The following is a 15,812-nucleotide window of genomic DNA, read 5'->3' as shown; positions in this document are numbered from 1 at the left end:
CGGCCCGGCGTACCGGCGGTCCGCGTGCCGGCGGTCCGGCGGTCCGGCGGGGTCAGATGGGCGGCATCTCCAGTTCGAAGTCGATCCGCCGCCGTTCCTTCATGGCGACGGTCGTCGGATGCGTGTCGCCGAACCGCGCGGCGGAACGGCGCGTGATGTCCCGCAGCCGGTCCTCCGCCCCGGCCTCGCCGATGCGCAGCCGGTCGAGCGCGATGTTGTACTCGCCGCAGAGGACCCGGGGATGCCGTTCGCCGAAGAGGGCGAGGAACTCCCGGTGCGCGTGCTCGTCCTCCGCCAGCGCCTCGTCGTACCGCTCCAGTTGGGCGAGGACGCCCGCCACGTCCGCCCGGCAGGCGACCGCCGCCGGGTGCCCGGCGCCCACCCGGCGTTCGAGCGCGGCGAGCGTCGGCCGGCCCAGGTCGAGGGCGGCCAGCGGTTCGCCGTCCAGCCGGCGGGCGATGATCAGGTTGGTCGCCGAGGCGAGCGTGAACGGGTGCTCGGCGCCCAGCGTCGACTGGTAGTTCGCGTGGTTCCGCTCGGCGATCTCCCGCCCCTCGTCGAAGGAGGGGTCGCCCTGCGTGCCGGCCAGCGCGAGCAGGTCGCAGCTGAGGTTCGCCGCGCAGGCCAGCGTCTCGGGGTGCCGGTCGCCGTACCGGCGCCGGTACTGGTCGTACGTCGTACGGGACAGCGCCTCCGCCGCCCGGAACTCACCGAGCCTGCGGCGGGTGACGGAGAGCGAGGCGTCCGTGCGCATCACGTCGGGCGAGTGCTCGCCGGACAGGACGACGTAGTGCTGCCGCGTCTCCAGCAGCAGTTCGAGGGAGCCCTGGTAGTCGCCCATCTCGCGGCGGTCCAGGGCGGCACCGAGCGCGTAGCGCGAGCAGGCGGGGCTCCTGACCCCCAGGGCCTGACGTGCCGTCACATACGCTTCCTCGGCGAGCACCAGTGCCTCGCGGGGGCGTCCGATGAGGTTGAGCGACACACCGTAGTTGTTGATGGCGCGGAGGGTGTCCGGGTGGTCGTTCCCCACCGAGCGGCGGTAGCGGTCCAGGGTGTCCGCGTCGGACTCGCAGGCCTCGGCGTAGCGGCCGAGGCCGTTGAGGTCGGCGCCGACGTTGCGCGCGGTGATCAGGGTGTGGGGGTGGGCGAGGCCCAGCTCGGGGTGCTCGCGCTGCCGGCGCAGGGTGTCCGAGTCCAGTTCGTACGCCTCGGCGTAACGGCCCATCGAGCGCAACGGGTTGGCCAGCTGCGCCGCCAGACGGAGGGTGAGCGGGTGGTCGGGGCCGCGGTTCTCGGTCCACGCGTCCAGGGCGCGGCGCCCCAGGCCGATCGCCGCCAGGTGGTCCTTGACCAGCCACAGGTTGCGGACCTGGCTGACGACCCACTCGCCGACCTGCGGGTCGGTGCTCTCGACGGCCCCGGAGGGTTCGAGGTGCGGGCGCAGTTCCGCGAAGCGCTGGCGCGAGGCGGGGCTGTCCTCACCCTGGGAGGGCGAGGGGAGGGCACTGGCCAGCACGAGGTGGGCCTGGCTGCGGGTGCGCACCAGGGCCTCGGGGTCCACCGCCATCCATTCGCGCACCAGGGCCTGAAGGAGCCGGTGCACCTGCAGGGAGCGCCCCTCCAGCCGGGCGAGGGCGTACCGGCTCAGGTCGCGGATGAGGTAGCCCATGATCATCGGGTCGCGCAACGCGGCGTCGGAGCGCGCCAGTTCGTTGCGCATGCCGTCGCTGTAGAGCAGGGAGTCGGCGATCGGCTCGGGCGAGAAGAACGAGCACAGTTCCAGCAGGCGGACCGCCGCGGGCCGCTCGGCCCGCAGTCGTTCGACCGACAGCCGCCAGACGGCGGGCAGTTGGGTCTGCTGCTCGAACTCCCCGGCGGGACCGGCGCTCAGCACCTCGCCGACCCGGCTGCGCACCAGGTCCAGGTAGGTGTCCACCGGCATGCCGGTCTCCCGCAGCCACGCCGCGGCGAGTTCCACGGCCATCGGCAGGTCGCCGAGTTCCTCGGCGATCCGGTCCGCGTCCTGACGGGACAGGTTCTCCACCCGGCGCCGCAGCAGCGCGACGCTCTCCGCCCGCCGGAAGACGCCGACCTCGACGGTGGCGGGGCCGCTGTCGGACTCCCGCGCGGTGATGATGATGTGGCCCGGCCCGGTCGAGGGCAGGTAGTCCTCCAGCCGGCGGCCGCCCTGGCGGCCCACTTCGTCGTTCGCCGCGTTGTCGTAGACCAGCAGCCACTTGCCCCGCCGGCCGCTCTGCAGCTCGGCGAGGGTCGCCAGCGCCAGGTCCTCCGCGGTCTCGCCCTGGACGCCCAGCCGTACGCCGAGGTTCGCCAGGCTCTGCGGCACCAGGTCCGTCTGTTCCGCCGGGACCCAGTGCACCAGGTCGTACTGGGCGCCGAAGCGGTGGACGTACTCCAGGGCGATCTGCGTCTTGCCCATGCCGCCGAGCCCGTAGAGGAAGAGGCGGTCCGCGGGGGTGTGGACGTCGTCCAGCGAGTCCTGGCCGAGGTCGTCCCAGAACCTGTCGAGTTCCTGGTCGCGGCCGGTGAACAGGTTGTTGCGGGGCGGGGCCTCGAAGGAGGAGGGGGCCTCGCCCGGGTACCGGGTGCGGCCGGTCACCGGCTCGTTGAGGGCCGGCACCCCGATGAGCGCCGTCACCCGCTCCAGCGCCGTCGCGGCCGTCATCCCCACCAGGGAGAACCCGGGGAGGCTCGCCAGCGCCGTGGGGGTCTGGAACTCGCGGGTCCGCAGGCCGAGGATCCGCGGGCCGTCGCCGCGGCGGTCGGCGGCCTCGACCACGGTGACCAGTTCCTCGGCGACGTTGGTGTTCACGAAGTCCGGTGACAGCAGCGCCAGCACGGTGTCCGCGGCGGTCGCCGGGACCGGCGCCATCGCGGTGGCGCTGCTGGGCCGCAGCGTCACGGTGACGCCCGCCGCCTTGAGCTGGTCCGCGATCCACTCGGCCCACAGCCGGTCGCGCAGGGCGTGGTCGATGCGTACGCGCGGCGTGACGGCGCCGGCCACGGGGACCCGGTCGAACCGCTTGACCAGCGACGCCCGCTGCTCCTCCGCCATGTGCCCGATCGCCGTGACCTCGCCGCGGGTGATCACCGCGGTGAGGCGTTCGTAGGCGGCGAGCAGCGTGCCCTGGTTGCGGATCGGGTCCTTCAGGGTCGCCAGGACCTCTTCGTAGGCGTAGTAGGGGCGGTAGGGGATCTCGATGTCGCCCCAGTAGCGGTCCGGGTCCGGGTGCGCGGACTCGTCCAGGAACTCCTGGAAACGGCTGCGGGCGTGCTGCCGGGCGGTGTCGAGCCGGTCCTGCTCGGCGGGGTCGACGCGCATCGGGACCGGCAGGATCGTCACGTGGGGGGCGAACCTGCGGACGTCGCGGGCGACGTTGGCGCCGCCGTCCACCGACTGGACGTTGAAGGTGAAGCAGTTCACCAGCACGTCGGGCAGCAGGAGCGTGGTGATGCCCGAGGTGTCGCTGAAGCCCGTGCGGCTGTCGATCAGCGCGTAGTCGTAGCCCGCCTGCATGTCCTCGCGCAGGGCGTGCAGGAACGCCTTGCCGTTGCGGTTCTCGTAGAAGCCGCGCCAGTCGTAGGTGTTGACGTTCTCGGAGTACTCGGGGGTGCGGCGGCCCGAGGAGACGAACTCGATGAAGCCGCCGCCGGGGAAGGAGCACTCCAGCGAGTGCGCGTGGCGGTCGACGCGGGCGTACGTGCGCAGGCCGTCCGTCAGGTGCGGGCTCATCCGCTCGAACTCGCGCACGAGGTCGATCACACCGGGTGTGGAGCTCAGTTCGGGGTCCCGCAGGAAGGGCGCGAAGTAGCGGTGCAGACCGGGCGCCTCCAGGTCCCAGTCCATGACCAGGACCCGTTTGCCGTTCGTGGCGAGGATCCAGGCGACGTTCGCCATGGCCATCGTGCGGCCCGTGCCGCCCTTGAACGAGTAGAACGTCACTACGGTGCCGGGCCCCTGGGCGCCGGGACCGCCCGAGTCGTGCGTCATGAGGAAGACCTTCCAAGCAGGGGGAACGAGTCGAGGCCACCGGTGGGTGTGGGCAGGCGCTGAGCGACCTGTGCGGACTTCATGGCGTCGTTCTGGGCGCGGACCAGGGCCTTGCGGAGCGCGGCGGTGAACTTCTCCTCGTCGCGCAGGCCCCAGCGCTCCAGTTCCGAGGCGTGGCCGCGCAGCGTGGGCAGCACCTCGTCGAGGGCGGCGTCCAGGTCCTCCGCGTGCTGCCACGACTGGGTGTCGTCCTGGTTGCGCGGTTCCAGCACCGCGGTGCCCTCGGGCACGGCCGCGTCGAGGTCGGTCAGCAGGCGCTGCTGCCGGTCGGCCTTGGCCGCCCAGGCGTCGACCAGGAGGACAACCAGTTCCTCGGGGCGCGGGCCGGAGCCGACCTGCTCCACGGTGCTCTCCTCGAGCGCCAGGACGTCGGGGGCGAGGTCGAGTTCCGCCGCCGTGTCGCAGAGCAGGGAGGCCAGTTCCCCGGGCCGTCCGGGGGCGTACGGGGACCAGTCGACGGGCGTGCTGCCGTAGTACTCGCGGGCGGTCCGCTCCCCCGGCAGGTCGTCGGCCGCGGCGGCGGCCACGACGAAGCTCACTGTCTGCTGTCCCGAGGGCGGCGGGAGGGAGGGCGTGGCCTGACGCCTGCCGGTCGCGTCGAACCCGGCGGCGTCCGGAAGGTGCTGCCCGAGGGCCGCCGCCACCCGGTCCGCGAGGGCGGCCACCACGAGCCGGTAGTCCTCGGCGTAGCGGGCCTTGAGCCGCAGCAGGTGGAGCAGCCCGTCACGGGCGTACGCGGGCGAGTCGGCGGTCAGCGGCCCCTTGCGGCGTACGACGGCGGGCAGCGGCTCCGTGGCCGGCGCCCAGACCACCGGGATGATGGCGTCGGCGCTGCGTCCCGTCCGGGACCACAGCACTTCGGCGCGGTGTTCGAAGTAGGACCACTCCGTGGCGCAGTAGGAGTGGCCGAAATAGCCCGGTGCGTAGAGCGCCACCATGGTGGTCGCGCCGCGCATGCGCTCCACGGTGGCCTCGGGCGAGCGGGGCGTGCCGGACACTCCGACGGACTCGGGCGAGCCGCCCGTACGCGCGGCGACCGCGCCCGCGAGGTCCCGGAACAGGGTCGCCGTCCACTCCTCGTCGACCCCGCGGATGTGGCTCAGGTAGAACCGGCTCATGGTGACTCCGTCGTGCAGGTCGGGACGCCCCGCAAAGAGCGCGGCAGCGGGGACGACTCGATAGGCGCCGACGGCTCACCGTAGGCATCACTATGCGAGCAATAGCGGATAAATACCACATCCGAGCACCACAGACGGGCGCGCATCCGGACCGTCACCCCTTCCTGATCAGGCTTTCCGCACCGCCCGTACGGGCGCCTGCTCGGCGCGCCCGTGCGCTGCGGGGACAAGGGGAGCGGACCCGGTGGGCGGCCCGGCCGGCCGCGGGGGCGGCGGGGTACGCGAGCACCGTCGAGGCGCGCCGGAGGTTCAGCCGGACGGGTACCCGCCATGGACCGTCCGGCCGTGCCGGCGGACGGCGTGCGGGCCGTCATGACGCCCCTCCGATCAGAGCGCGGACGTCGGCGGTGACCCGGTCCCTGATGTGTTCGGTCAGCAGTTTGAGATCGGCGCAGTAGACGCTCGGATTGGCGAATCCGCCGGACGGGCGGTAGCGGTGCGCGCGTAACCCTCCCCCGCACAGCCGCACGACGTCGCAGGCCCGGCACTCGGCGGACAGGGAAGCCAGCCCTCGGCCCTGGTCGCGCAGCAGGGGGTGGGCCGCGGCGGTGTCGAAGTCGTCCGCGCCGATGTCCAGGCCGAGGGCGGTGGCGCCCTCGTACGCCGCCTTCAGCGAGTCCGGCTGCTCGATCGAGCCGTCGGTGTCCACGACCACGAACGGCGGGCGGTCGAGTCCCACGGCCTCGGCGGTGGCCCTTCCGCCGAGCACCAGGTCCATGATCGTCTCGAACATCCGGATCCGGGTCTCGCGGACCGGTGCCGCGTACCAGCGGTCGAACACCGTGCGCAGCCAGCGGCCGTAGGGAGCCGTCGCGGGGTCGTGGCCCGGGGGCGGGAACTCCCAGGTCGCGTGCGGGAGGAGCAGGTCGATGAGCGGGGGCCGGTGGCTCAGCAGCGCTTCGTAGACGACGAGGGGATCGTTGGCGAGGTCGACCGTGCACAGCAGGCCGCCGTATAAGCCGGCGTTCTCCGCGCGCCGCAAGAGCCCGATCCCCCTCTCGGCAGCAGCGTGGCTGCTGCGGCCACCATGTGTGCGGCGGTGGCGGTCACTGGCGTCCCTGCCTCCGTCGAGGCTCACCCCCACGCGCACACCGTGGCGGCGGAACAGGTCCATCCAACCAGGGTTCAGCAGCGTCCCGTTGGTCTGTGCGGCAAATTCCACGGACGTGATTCCGTGCGCCGCCCCCTGCACCGACTGCAGCAGGTGCTCGACCCTGCGCCGCCCCGCCAGCAGGGGCTCGCCGCCGTGCAGGACGACCCTGACGGACGGCAGCCGGTGCCGCTCCGCGTGCTCGGCGATCCGGGTCGCCAGGCGCTCGGCGAGGGCACGCGACAGCACGGCGGGTTTGTGCTGCCAGCTGCTGTCGCGGAGTTCGTAGACGTAGCAGTACGAACAAGCCAGGTTGCACCGGCCGTGCACCTTCACCACGAACTCGTGGATGGGCCGCGTCGCCTCCATCACCGACCTCCCGCCGGGCCCTCACCCCTCCGGGGTCACAACGAGGAATCGAATCCGGTGTGCGGGTCGGGAGCCTGCTCCGACCGGTCCTCCATGACGCGGAGCAGCGACTTCACCAGTGCGCACGGTGGGAGCGCGCGCAGCCGCTCCGCCTCGATGCGCAGGTTCATGACATCGCCGTGCGCGTCACGTGGTGCCGTTTCCATCGACCAATGCCCCCGGTACCCCTTGCCGCCCACGATGGCTCGATCCTGCCGACGCGTGCGGAATCGGACGTGGCTGGAGCCCTCGGGTGTCACCGCCGGCTCCCCCGCGCTCCTGCTGAAGTGTTCCTTCCAGGGAAGCACAGCGCCACGGACCAGGCCAGACCGCCTCCCGGACACCTTCACACGATCCCCCGCGGCATCGGGCGGCGCACCCGCGACGCAGCGCCGGCGCACGGCGGATTTCCGGCCGTTCCCGTTCACCGGGCGCCTGTCACCGCGTGCCACCGCGGCCGGCCCCGTCGCCGTTCCCACCGCGGGGCGCCCCGAGGATGCGGTTGACGGTCCGTCACCAGTTCCTGATGCGTCGGCGGTTCGGGCCCACGACCCGCACCCGTACGGACCGGGGCGTTCCGGTCACCCCGCGCGGACGATCTTCGCCGGTTGTTCACCTGGACGCCCGATTGTGCTGGTCCGGTGGCGAGATGATCGCCTTTCCGACCGTTAGCGCAACGGAGAGACGATGCTCCCCAAGAGAACCTACGCCGCGCTCACGACCGCGGCTGTCGCTGCCGGCACACTGGTGGCCGCGAGCCCGGCGAGTGCCCACCACCCGCACGTGACGCCGACCTTCCAGCGCACCGCGACCTACCCGGTCTTCCAGAACCGGCCCGCGGGCGAGGACCCGGCCACCGCGACCGTCGCCGAGATCTCGGCGGTCAGCGAGGACGGCCGCACCCTGGTCTACACCGACGCCCTGGCGCGGCGGATCGGCTTCCTCGACATCACCAGGCCGAACAGCCCGCGCGGGCTGGGCACGCTGTCGCTGGCCTCGCTCGGCGAGGCCGAGGACGAACCGACCTCCGTGGCCGTGGTCGGCCAGTACGTGCTGGTCGTGGTGAACACCAGCAGCGGCTACGCCACGCCCTCGGGGCGTCTGGACGTCATATCGCTGCGCGACCGCAAGCGGGTCACCAGCTTCGACCTGGGCGGCCAGCCGGACTCCATCACCGTCACCAAGGACAAGCGGTACGCCGCGATCGCGATCGAGAACGAGCGCGACGAGGAGGCGACCCCGCCCGGCGGCGAGGAGGGCGACCTGCCCCAGGCCCCGGCCGGCTTCGTGCAGATCGTCGACCTCAAGGGCGCCTCGCCGCAGCACTGGAGCACCCGGGCGGTGCCGCTGACCCGCCCCGACGGCAGCGCGCTGCCCGTGCTGACCGCCGCCGGGATCGTGGAGCCCACCGACCCGGAGCCGGAGTACGTCGCCGTCAACGACCGCAACCAGCTGGTCCTGACGCTGCAGGAGAACAACGGCATCGTCCTGATGGACCTGCCGACGGGCCGCATCACCAAGGCCTTCAGCGCCGGCACGGCCACCGTCCGCGGCATCGACACCGTCAAGGACGGTGTCATCGACCAGACCGGCTCGATCACCGACGTCCGGCGCGAGCCCGACGCCGTCAACTGGATCGACGACCGCTACTTCGCGACGGCCAACGAGGGCGACTGGAAGGGCGGCACGCGCGGCTGGACCGTTTTCGACAGCCGCACCGGCAAGGTCGCCTGGGACGCGGGCAACAGCTTCGAGCGCCTCGCCGTCCGCTACGGCCTGCACAACGAGGACCGCGCGGGCAAGAAGGGCACCGAGCCGGAGGGCGTGGTCGTCGCCACCTTCCACGGCGTGCGGTACGCCTTCGTCGGCAGCGAGCGCAGCAACTTCGTCGCCGTCTACGACGTCAGCCGCCCGACCGCCCCGGTCTTCCGCCAGATGCTGGCCACCACCAACGGCCCCGAGGGGCTGCTGCCGATCCCGTCGCGCGACATGCTCGCGGTCTCCAGCGAGGAGGACGACGCCTCGGTCAACGTGCGGGCCTCGGTGAGCCTGTTCCGGCTGGGCAAGGGCACCCCCTCGTTCCCGGGCGTGGTCTCGGCCTCCGACTCCACCGGCGCGCCGATCGGCTGGGGCGCGCTCGGCGCGCTGTCCGCCGTGCCCGGCCGGCCGCACGAGCTGTACACGGTCACCGACGCGGCGTACTCCGTCACCAAGATCATGACCATCGACACCTCGCGGAAGCCGGCGGTCATCACCCGGACCCTCACGGTCAAGGACGCCGACGGCAAGCCGGTCGGCTACGACGCCGAGGGCGTCTTCGCCCGTCCGCAGGGCGGCTTCTGGCTCGCCGTCGAGGGTGCCACCGGCGACGGCAACAAGCTGGTCCGCCTCGACCGCGACGGCGTGACCCGGCAGGTCGTCACGCTCCCGGCGGACGTCGCCGCGGGCCTGGCGAAGCAGGGCTTCGAGGGCGTCACCGCCACCACCGACCGCCACGGCCGCGAGGTGGTCTGGGCCACCCTGCAGCGTGAGGTCAAGGGCGACCCGGCCGGGATCGTCCGGATCGGCCGCTACGACGTCGCGTCGGGCACCTGGAGCTGGTTCGGCTACCGGATCGGCACCACGGACACCCCCGGCGACTGGATCGGCCTGTCCGAGATCACCGCGGTCGGCGACAAGCTCGCCCTGATCGAGCGGGACAAGCTGAACGGCCCCGCCGCGAAGATCAAGCGCGTGTACACCGTCGACATGCCGAAGTCCGCCGCCGCCTCGGGCCCGCTCCAGGTGCTGCCCAAGAAGCTGGCCGTCGACGTGCTGCCCGAACTGCGGGCGACCAACGGCTGGACCCAGGAGAAGCTCGAGGGCCTCAGCGTGGGCGGTGACGGCCACGTCTACGCCGTGACCGACAACGACGCCCTGGCCGACGCCACCGGCGAGACGGTCTTCCTGGACCTCGGCTCCGGCAAGAAGGTCTTCGGCAAGCGCTGATCGCCTCCCCGCCCGACCTGACGCGTACGGCCGCCGGTCCACCGGCGGCCGTACGCGTCGGCGGCATGCGGCATGCCGGTCCGCGGCATGTGGGCCGGCGCGGTCAGGCTTCCGGACGGCGCGCGAGGAAGACGAACTCCCGGCCCGGCCGGTCCGGGGCGTCCCGTACGCCGTCGAGGACGTACCCCTGCGCCGCGAGCGCCGCCTCGACCTCCTCCCGCCCGCGGAAGCGCAGGGTCGATGTCGAGGTCAGCACCTCACGGCCGGCACCCAGGACGTACGTCCACCGGAACGTCACCAGCGGCCCGCTGACGTCGAGCAGCTCGACCCAGTGCTCCACAGGCCCCGTGCCCGGCACGTCCACGACCCGGTGCGACGCGGCGCGGTTCCACCCCTCCCACGCGCGGGCCGCCGGGTCCCGCGTCTCGAACACCAGGCGCCCGCCCGGCCGCAGCGCCTCGTACGCCCCCCGCAGGGTCCGCCGCCAGGCCAGGGGGCCGGCGATCGCCTGGGCGACGTTGGCCGTCATCGTCGCCAGGTCCACCCGCAGCGGCGGAAGCGCCGTGGCGTCGCCGTGGACCCATCGGACCCGCGCGCTCCCCGGCTTGGCCCGGGCGACGTCGAGGGCCGCCCCGGCCGGATCGACGGCGACGACCTCGACGCCCAGACCGGCCAGTCGCAGTGCGAACACCCCCGTGCCGCAGCCGATGTCCAGCACCCGGTGCACGTCGCGCTCCCGCGCCAGCGCGAGGTACGCGTCGAGGTCGCCCCGGCCGGGGTCGTCGAGGGCGTCGTACAACGCCGCGAGCCGCGGGTGCCGGAACTCCTCGTCGGGCATGCGGGGGACGCTACCCCAGGGGAGACCCACGTCACATCCGAGTGCGCGTCACATTTCCCCCGGCTCGTCCGTCATGGCTGCGTAACCGTCACCACGCAGGAGGAGCCCACCATGGAAGCCCGTGTGAACCTGTTCGGCAACGCCCTCGCCCTCACGTTCTTCAAGCACATCAACGCGGCCGGCAGGGTGTCGGCGGAGGCGGGGCTGCCCGCGGCGACCCGGGAACTGGTGAAGATCCGCGCCAGCCAGATCAACGGCTGCGCGTTCTGCGCCGACATGCACACCAAGGAGGCCGCCGCGGCGGGCGAGACCGCGGTGCGCCTGAACCTGGTCGCGGCCTGGCGCGAGGCCACCGTCTTCACCGAGGCCGAGCGCGCCGCCCTGGAACTCACCGAGCAGGGGACCCGCATCGCCGACGCCGCCAGCGGTGTCACGGACGAGGTCTGGGCGAACGCCGCCAAGCACTACGACGAGGACCAGCTCGTCGCCCTGATCGGCCTCATCGCCGTCATCAACGCCTACAACCGCGTCAACGTCATCAACCGTCAGCCCGCCGGCGACTACCAGCCCGGCCAGTTCGGCTGAGGGAGCGCCCCCGGTCCGCGGGCGGGAAACACCGGCCCCACGCCGTCCGCGGCGCGGGGCCGGCGCACGCCGGGCCGCCGCCGGCCCCTCCGGACACCCCAAGTGCCGCTGCCACGGGCCGGGGACGCCGGGTTGTAGCGTGATGCGGCATGAGGACCAGTTCGCCGCTCTCCGCGGTCCCCCGGCTGGCCGGCGCGGTCGTCGTCGGGGCGGCCGTCGGCGCGGCCGTCGGCGTCCTGGAGGACGGGGCGCTGGGCGTCCTCGCCGGGATCGCCGCGACGGAGGCGCTCTTCGTCGTGACGGGCTGGCTCGTCCTGTGGCCGATGGACGCCACCGCCACCCACCGCAACGCCCGCCGGGAGGACTTCCGGCCCGTCGTCGAGGAACTCGTGGTCGTCGGCGCGGCCCTGTGCGGGCTGCTCGCCATCGTCGTCCTGCTCCTGCGCGGCGGCACGGACCGCGGCCACGCCGCGGCGGCGACGGCGCTGGCCGGGGTGTTCATGGCCTGGGCGGCGCTCCACCTGATGTACGCCGCGCGCTACGGGTACCTCTACTACGCGGCCGCGGCGGGCGGGATCGACTTCAACTCCCCGCACCCCCCGACGTACCGGGACTTCCTCTACTTCAGCTACAACCTGGGCATGACCTACCAGGTCTCCGACACGGACGTCTCCAGCCCGGCGATCCGTGCGACGGTGCTGCGGCACTCGCTGCTGTCGTACGTCTTCGGCACCGGCATCCTGGCCACCACCATCAACCTGGTCGCCGGGATGGTCACCGGCTGACCCCAGCCGAACGCCCCTGTCCCGAGCAGCGCGTTTCCGTCCAGTCCCGAATTGCAGCGACATGACGCCGGGCGCCGCGCCCGGCTTACCGGAGGCATCGGGTAACTCCCCCCGGGGCGGCCCACCGGACACCACCGGAAACCCCTCCGCACTCGCTCCCGAAGGACCACCACCATGACCGGCACCAACCGCCGCACCACGCGTCTCGTCACCCTCGCCGCCGCGACCACCCTGGCCGCCGGAGGGGCACTCCTGCCCACCAGCGCGTTCGCCGCCGGCACGCCGTCCGAGGCGCACGCGGCCGCGGCGAAGTCCTCCGGCCGGGGTGGCGGTCACGGCGGCGGCTGGGGCCACGGGGACAGGGGCTGGGGGAACGACGGCCGGAACGACGGCGGGAGCCGGCCGAACAGCGGTGGCAACGGCGCGTCTACAACGGCGTGATCCTCGACTGAGCGGCCCACCGCCGGCACCTCCGGCTTCCCCGGTGCCGTCGCCGTTCCGGTGCGCGCGGGCGCCTGAACGGGCCGGACGGCGTCAGGAGCCCGGAATCAGTTCTCGGAGCAGAAGTCGTCGACCGGCGAGGTGCGCACCCGGGCGAGGAGTCCGCGGAGCACCACGATCTCCTCCGGGGACAGGTCACCGAACAGGCCCCGCTCGACCTCGTCCACCGCGGCCCTGGCCTCCGCCAGGACGCCGCGCCCCCGGTCCGTGATGGCGACGATGTGCCGGCGCCGGTCGGCCGGGTCACGGCGGCGCTCGACGAGCTGCGCGGACTCGAGGTCGTTGAGGATCGCGACCATGATGCTCGGATCCACCTCGAGCGCCGCGACAAGACCCTGCTGCCCCATGGATCCGCACCCGCCGAGCAGCATCAGCGTGGCTCCCGCGCGCGGCGCGAGGCCGCAGGAGCCGAAAGCGCGCCGGACGCGGCTGTCGGCGATGGCGCCGTGCCGGGCCAGCAGGAAACCGAGCTGCTCCAGCGGGTCGCCGCCGGCAGCACCCTCAACCGCGATCTCGTCCACTGCCATGGGTCCATCATAGCGCGCCGCAAACCATCGTGATCGGCAGGTAATCCATGACCCTCAACGATTACGGCGGCCGTTCGCACCACTTTTGGAAGGTGATGCACCGATCCGGGCGAGGGATCTTCGTGCCGGGTTATTCCACTTCTCCCGATTCCTTGCGCGAGGCGATGGTCACACCGCACAAACGATTGACCCCTGTCAATCATCTGTTAGGTTCCATCCATCAGCGATTCAGAGCGACGCCGGTCCCACGGATCCAGCGCCTGCGAACCAGGAGCCCCGCCCCGGCGGCCCCGCGGAATCGCCCCCGCACGACGGGGACCGGCCCACCGGCCGGACCGTCGTCCGACGCCCCGCACACCGGGGCACAGCAAGGAGAGAACAGTCATGAACAAGTGGACGCGCATCATCGCCACCTCCACCGCCTCGGTGGCACTCGCCGGCACCGCCCTGCTCGGCGCCACGGGCTCCGCCTCCGCCGCCCCCCGGCCCACAGGTCAGGAGCGGCAGACCGCGACCATCACCGGCGCGGCGTGGGGCGGCGGGTACGGCGACCGCAGCGGCACCGCCGACCGGCGCTGGAACGACGAGATCACCCGTCACCACTACGACTACGGCCACCACGCCGTGCAGTACTGGCACGGGTACGACGGCAAGCTCTACCGCTTCGACGGCCACCGTCTGGCCCGCTGGAGCCACGGCCACTGGGTGACCGTGTGGCTGTCCTACGGTCACGGACCCGTCCGCTGAGGCCCGACCGGATCCGGCACGCCCCGCCGGAGCGCGCACACCCCCGCGACCGGACGACGTCCCGGCCGCCAGGGCAGGGAGCCACGCCGGTGCCGAGCCGCCCGTCCTCGCACGGCCCGGCACCGGCCGGCCCCCGCCCCCTTCGACAAGACCCGGAGAACACCATGCTCGAGACCACCCCGACGACGAGGTCCGGCGGCCTTCTCACCAACGCCTTCGTGGCGATGCGGCGCCTGCCGACCCCGGCCGCCGCGTCCGGCACCGGACGGCACCGCGGCCGGCCCGCCGGCGAACGCCTCACCGCCGTCGGCACCCCGGGCACGGGCGCCCACCGCCGCCCGCTCGGCGCGTCCGGGTCCGGCACCACGGCCGTCCGCGGCTGAAGCACCGCCGGCGCCGTTCCGTCCGGCCCCGGCGCGACGAACCACCGGCCCGTGACCGCACCGGGCCGACGCAGGACAGGACGACGAACTCCCCCGCCGCGGAGCGGAGTCGGCCGTACGCCCGGCGCTCCCTGACGGACCGCCGGAAGGCCCTCCCCGGACGACCCCGGCCGGTCCCACGCACCGCACACCGCACGACCCATGTGCTCCCGGGCAGGCGCCCCGGCTTCGAACCCCGCGCCCGCGCCGCCCCCGGCCCCTCCGGACCGGGGGCTTTCCGCATGCCCCGGCGCTCCACCGGATCGCCCGACTCCCGCCGCCGTCAGCGGAGTTCGCCGTCGCACCCGCACCAACTTACTAAAAGTTAGTGACTAATCCTCTCTTTGTCCGGCGCCACCCCGGTGCCCCACGGTGGATCCGTGGGACCCGCACCTCGCCACCCCCCGGCGACGCGGGCCACGGGACTCCCCGGCGACACGACGCCGGGGAGCCGCCCCACGAGGACCCGAACACGCCTGACGCGACTGGAACTTCACATGGCCACCCTGCTGCATCTCGACTCCTCCCTCCACCCGGGCTCCGGCTCCCGCTCCCGCACCGTCGCACTGAACTTCCGCGACGCATGGCAGGAGCAGCACCCGGACGGCACCGTGCTCCACCGCGACCTCGCCGCGGACCCGCTCCCCCACCTCGACGTGCACGGCTTCTCCGCGGCCTTCGTCGACGCCGCATCCCGCACCCCCGAGCAGGAGGCCGCCTTCGCGGGACGGCTGACCCTGATCGAGGAGCTGGAGCGGGCGGACGCCGTGCTCCTCGGCGCCCCGATGTACAACTTCACGATCCCCTCGACCCTCAAGAGCTGGATCGACCACGTGCTCCTGGTCGGCCGCACGACCGGTGACACCTCCAGCGTGAAGGGCCTGCCGGTCACTGTCGTCGCCAGCCGCGGCGGCTCCTACGCGCCGGGGACCCCGCGGGAGTCCTCCGAGTACGTCCAGAACTACCTGCGGGCCATCCTCGGCGAGTACATGGGCTTCGACCTGGACTTCATCGTCCCCGAGCTGACCGCGGCGGCCTCGAACCCGGCCATGGCCGAGCTCGTCCCGCTGGCCGAGGCCTCGTGGGCCCGGGCGCTGGAGGACGCGACCACCAAGGGCAAGGAGGTCGCGCGGCGCGTCGGGGCCGCCTGACGCCCGGTCGTGTCCCGCCCGGGGACGGGCGGGACACGCCCCCTCGCCCGGCCTGGTACCGGTAGGCATAGGAACAGCGTTCCGTGGCAGGCCCGGCCGCGTTGACGCAGCCTTGGCCGTGTCAGGAACCCCTCCCACGGCCTCCCGCCGCGGCGGCCCCCGCCCGTTCGGAAGATGCGCATGAGCAACCAGACGACCACCACCCATCGCGACGCCGGTGACCGCCACCGCCCGGCGGACCCCGGCCCGGCCCCCGTCCCCGCCCCGCGCGGGCAGGAGTCCGGCATCGACGGTCTGGCACACCTGGTGGACGACCTCGCCCACGCGATGGCCACCACGCCGGAGGCCGTCCTGGCCGGCATGTCGGACGACGTGCTGAACGCGCTCTTCCTCCTGCACCTCCAGGAGGAACCGGGCGACGGCCCCGGGTCCGGCGGCGCCCCGGAACCCGGGCGGGCCCCGGGCGTCGGGTAAGGCCCCCCTCGCCTGCTTACTTTCCTCACGAAATGTACATTTACAT

At 73.1% G+C, this 15,812-nt stretch carries 14 protein-coding genes; 8 read left to right on the top strand and 6 right to left on the bottom strand.

Annotated elements, in window-relative coordinates:
* Nucleotides 1–52 precede the first annotated feature (52 nt).
* The 4 genes from fxsT to ACFZAU_RS03545 form a co-directional block, all read right to left on the bottom strand.
* Nucleotides 53–4,012 (bottom strand): FxSxx-COOH system tetratricopeptide repeat protein, encoded by a 3,960-nt coding sequence (gene fxsT / locus ACFZAU_RS03560; RefSeq protein ID WP_500462760.1) that lies wholly within the window; start codon nt 4,010–4,012, stop codon nt 53–55.
* Complete coding sequence (gene fsxC / locus ACFZAU_RS03555) at nt 4,009–5,190, bottom strand: FxsC protein (RefSeq protein WP_500550882.1); 1,182 nt, start codon at nt 5,188–5,190, stop codon at nt 4,009–4,011. Before fsxC ends, fxsT begins: the two co-directional genes overlap by 4 nt.
* Before the next feature lie 370 nt (nt 5,191–5,560).
* Complete coding sequence (locus tag ACFZAU_RS03550) at nt 5,561–6,709, bottom strand: FxsB family cyclophane-forming radical SAM/SPASM peptide maturase (RefSeq protein WP_500550881.1); 1,149 nt, start codon at nt 6,707–6,709, stop codon at nt 5,561–5,563.
* 35 nt (nt 6,710–6,744) lie between these two features.
* Nucleotides 6,745–6,879, bottom strand: a complete 135-nt coding sequence (locus tag ACFZAU_RS03545; RefSeq protein ID WP_500462757.1) for a hypothetical protein — start codon at nt 6,877–6,879, stop codon at nt 6,745–6,747.
* Nucleotides 6,880–7,435: 556 nt separating this feature from the next.
* On the opposite strand from ACFZAU_RS03545, the gene ACFZAU_RS03540 reads away from it, so the two are divergent.
* Complete coding sequence (locus ACFZAU_RS03540) at nt 7,436–9,736, top strand: esterase-like activity of phytase family protein (RefSeq protein ID WP_500550880.1); 2,301 nt, start codon at nt 7,436–7,438, stop codon at nt 9,734–9,736.
* A gap of 103 nt (nt 9,737–9,839) precedes the next feature.
* Here ACFZAU_RS03540 and ACFZAU_RS03535 read toward each other — a convergent pair whose 3' ends face one another.
* On the bottom strand, nt 9,840–10,574 hold the full coding sequence (locus tag ACFZAU_RS03535) for a class I SAM-dependent methyltransferase (protein WP_500550879.1): 735 nt from the start codon (nt 10,572–10,574) through the stop codon (nt 9,840–9,842).
* A gap of 111 nt (nt 10,575–10,685) precedes the next feature.
* Here ACFZAU_RS03535 and ACFZAU_RS03530 point away from each other — a divergent pair, with 111 nt between their 5' ends.
* The 3 genes from ACFZAU_RS03530 to ACFZAU_RS03520 all read left to right on the top strand — a co-directional run bounded on the left by ACFZAU_RS03530 (nt 10,686) and on the right by ACFZAU_RS03520 (nt 12,385).
* Nucleotides 10,686–11,159 carry a carboxymuconolactone decarboxylase family protein gene (locus tag ACFZAU_RS03530; protein WP_500550878.1) on the top strand — a complete coding sequence of 158 codons (474 nt, stop codon included), beginning with the start codon at nt 10,686–10,688 and terminating at the stop codon, nt 11,157–11,159.
* A gap of 149 nt (nt 11,160–11,308) precedes the next feature.
* On the top strand, nt 11,309–11,944 hold the full coding sequence (locus ACFZAU_RS03525) for a DUF1345 domain-containing protein (RefSeq protein WP_500550877.1): 636 nt from the start codon (nt 11,309–11,311) through the stop codon (nt 11,942–11,944).
* Nucleotides 11,945–12,118: 174 nt separating this feature from the next.
* Entirely contained in the window at nt 12,119–12,385 is a 267-nt protein-coding gene (locus tag ACFZAU_RS03520) for a hypothetical protein (RefSeq protein ID WP_500550876.1), read from the top strand.
* A gap of 107 nt (nt 12,386–12,492) precedes the next feature.
* Here ACFZAU_RS03520 and ACFZAU_RS03515 read toward each other — a convergent pair whose 3' ends face one another.
* On the bottom strand, nt 12,493–12,972 hold the full coding sequence (locus tag ACFZAU_RS03515; protein ID WP_500462752.1) for a MarR family winged helix-turn-helix transcriptional regulator: 480 nt from the start codon (nt 12,970–12,972) through the stop codon (nt 12,493–12,495).
* Between the two features lie 384 nt (nt 12,973–13,356).
* Here ACFZAU_RS03515 and ACFZAU_RS03510 point away from each other — a divergent pair, with 384 nt between their 5' ends.
* The 4 genes from ACFZAU_RS03510 (at nt 13,357) to ACFZAU_RS03495 (ending at nt 15,766) form a co-directional block, all read left to right on the top strand.
* The gene (locus tag ACFZAU_RS03510) at nt 13,357–13,719 is read left to right on the top strand and encodes a hypothetical protein (RefSeq protein WP_499600951.1); all 363 of its coding nucleotides are present in this window, start codon (nt 13,357–13,359) and stop codon (nt 13,717–13,719) included.
* A gap of 164 nt (nt 13,720–13,883) precedes the next feature.
* A complete protein-coding gene (locus ACFZAU_RS03505; protein ID WP_500462751.1) occupies nt 13,884–14,102 on the top strand; it encodes a hypothetical protein in 219 nt (72 codons plus the stop codon).
* A gap of 536 nt (nt 14,103–14,638) precedes the next feature.
* On the top strand, nt 14,639–15,292 hold the full coding sequence (locus tag ACFZAU_RS03500) for an FMN-dependent NADH-azoreductase (protein WP_500550875.1): 654 nt from the start codon (nt 14,639–14,641) through the stop codon (nt 15,290–15,292).
* 180 nt (nt 15,293–15,472) lie between these two features.
* Nucleotides 15,473–15,766: a hypothetical protein gene (locus ACFZAU_RS03495; protein WP_500550874.1), complete on the top strand. Its 294-nt coding sequence runs from the start codon at nt 15,473–15,475 to the stop codon at nt 15,764–15,766.
* Nucleotides 15,767–15,812 lie beyond the last annotated feature (46 nt).

This window comes from Streptomyces sp. NPDC008238 (genome assembly GCF_042956445.1).
In the GTDB taxonomy this organism is placed as follows: domain Bacteria; phylum Actinomycetota; class Actinomycetes; order Streptomycetales; family Streptomycetaceae; genus Actinacidiphila.
Note: the sequence above shows the minus strand (reverse complement) of the source record. Positions and strands in the feature narration are given on the sequence as shown.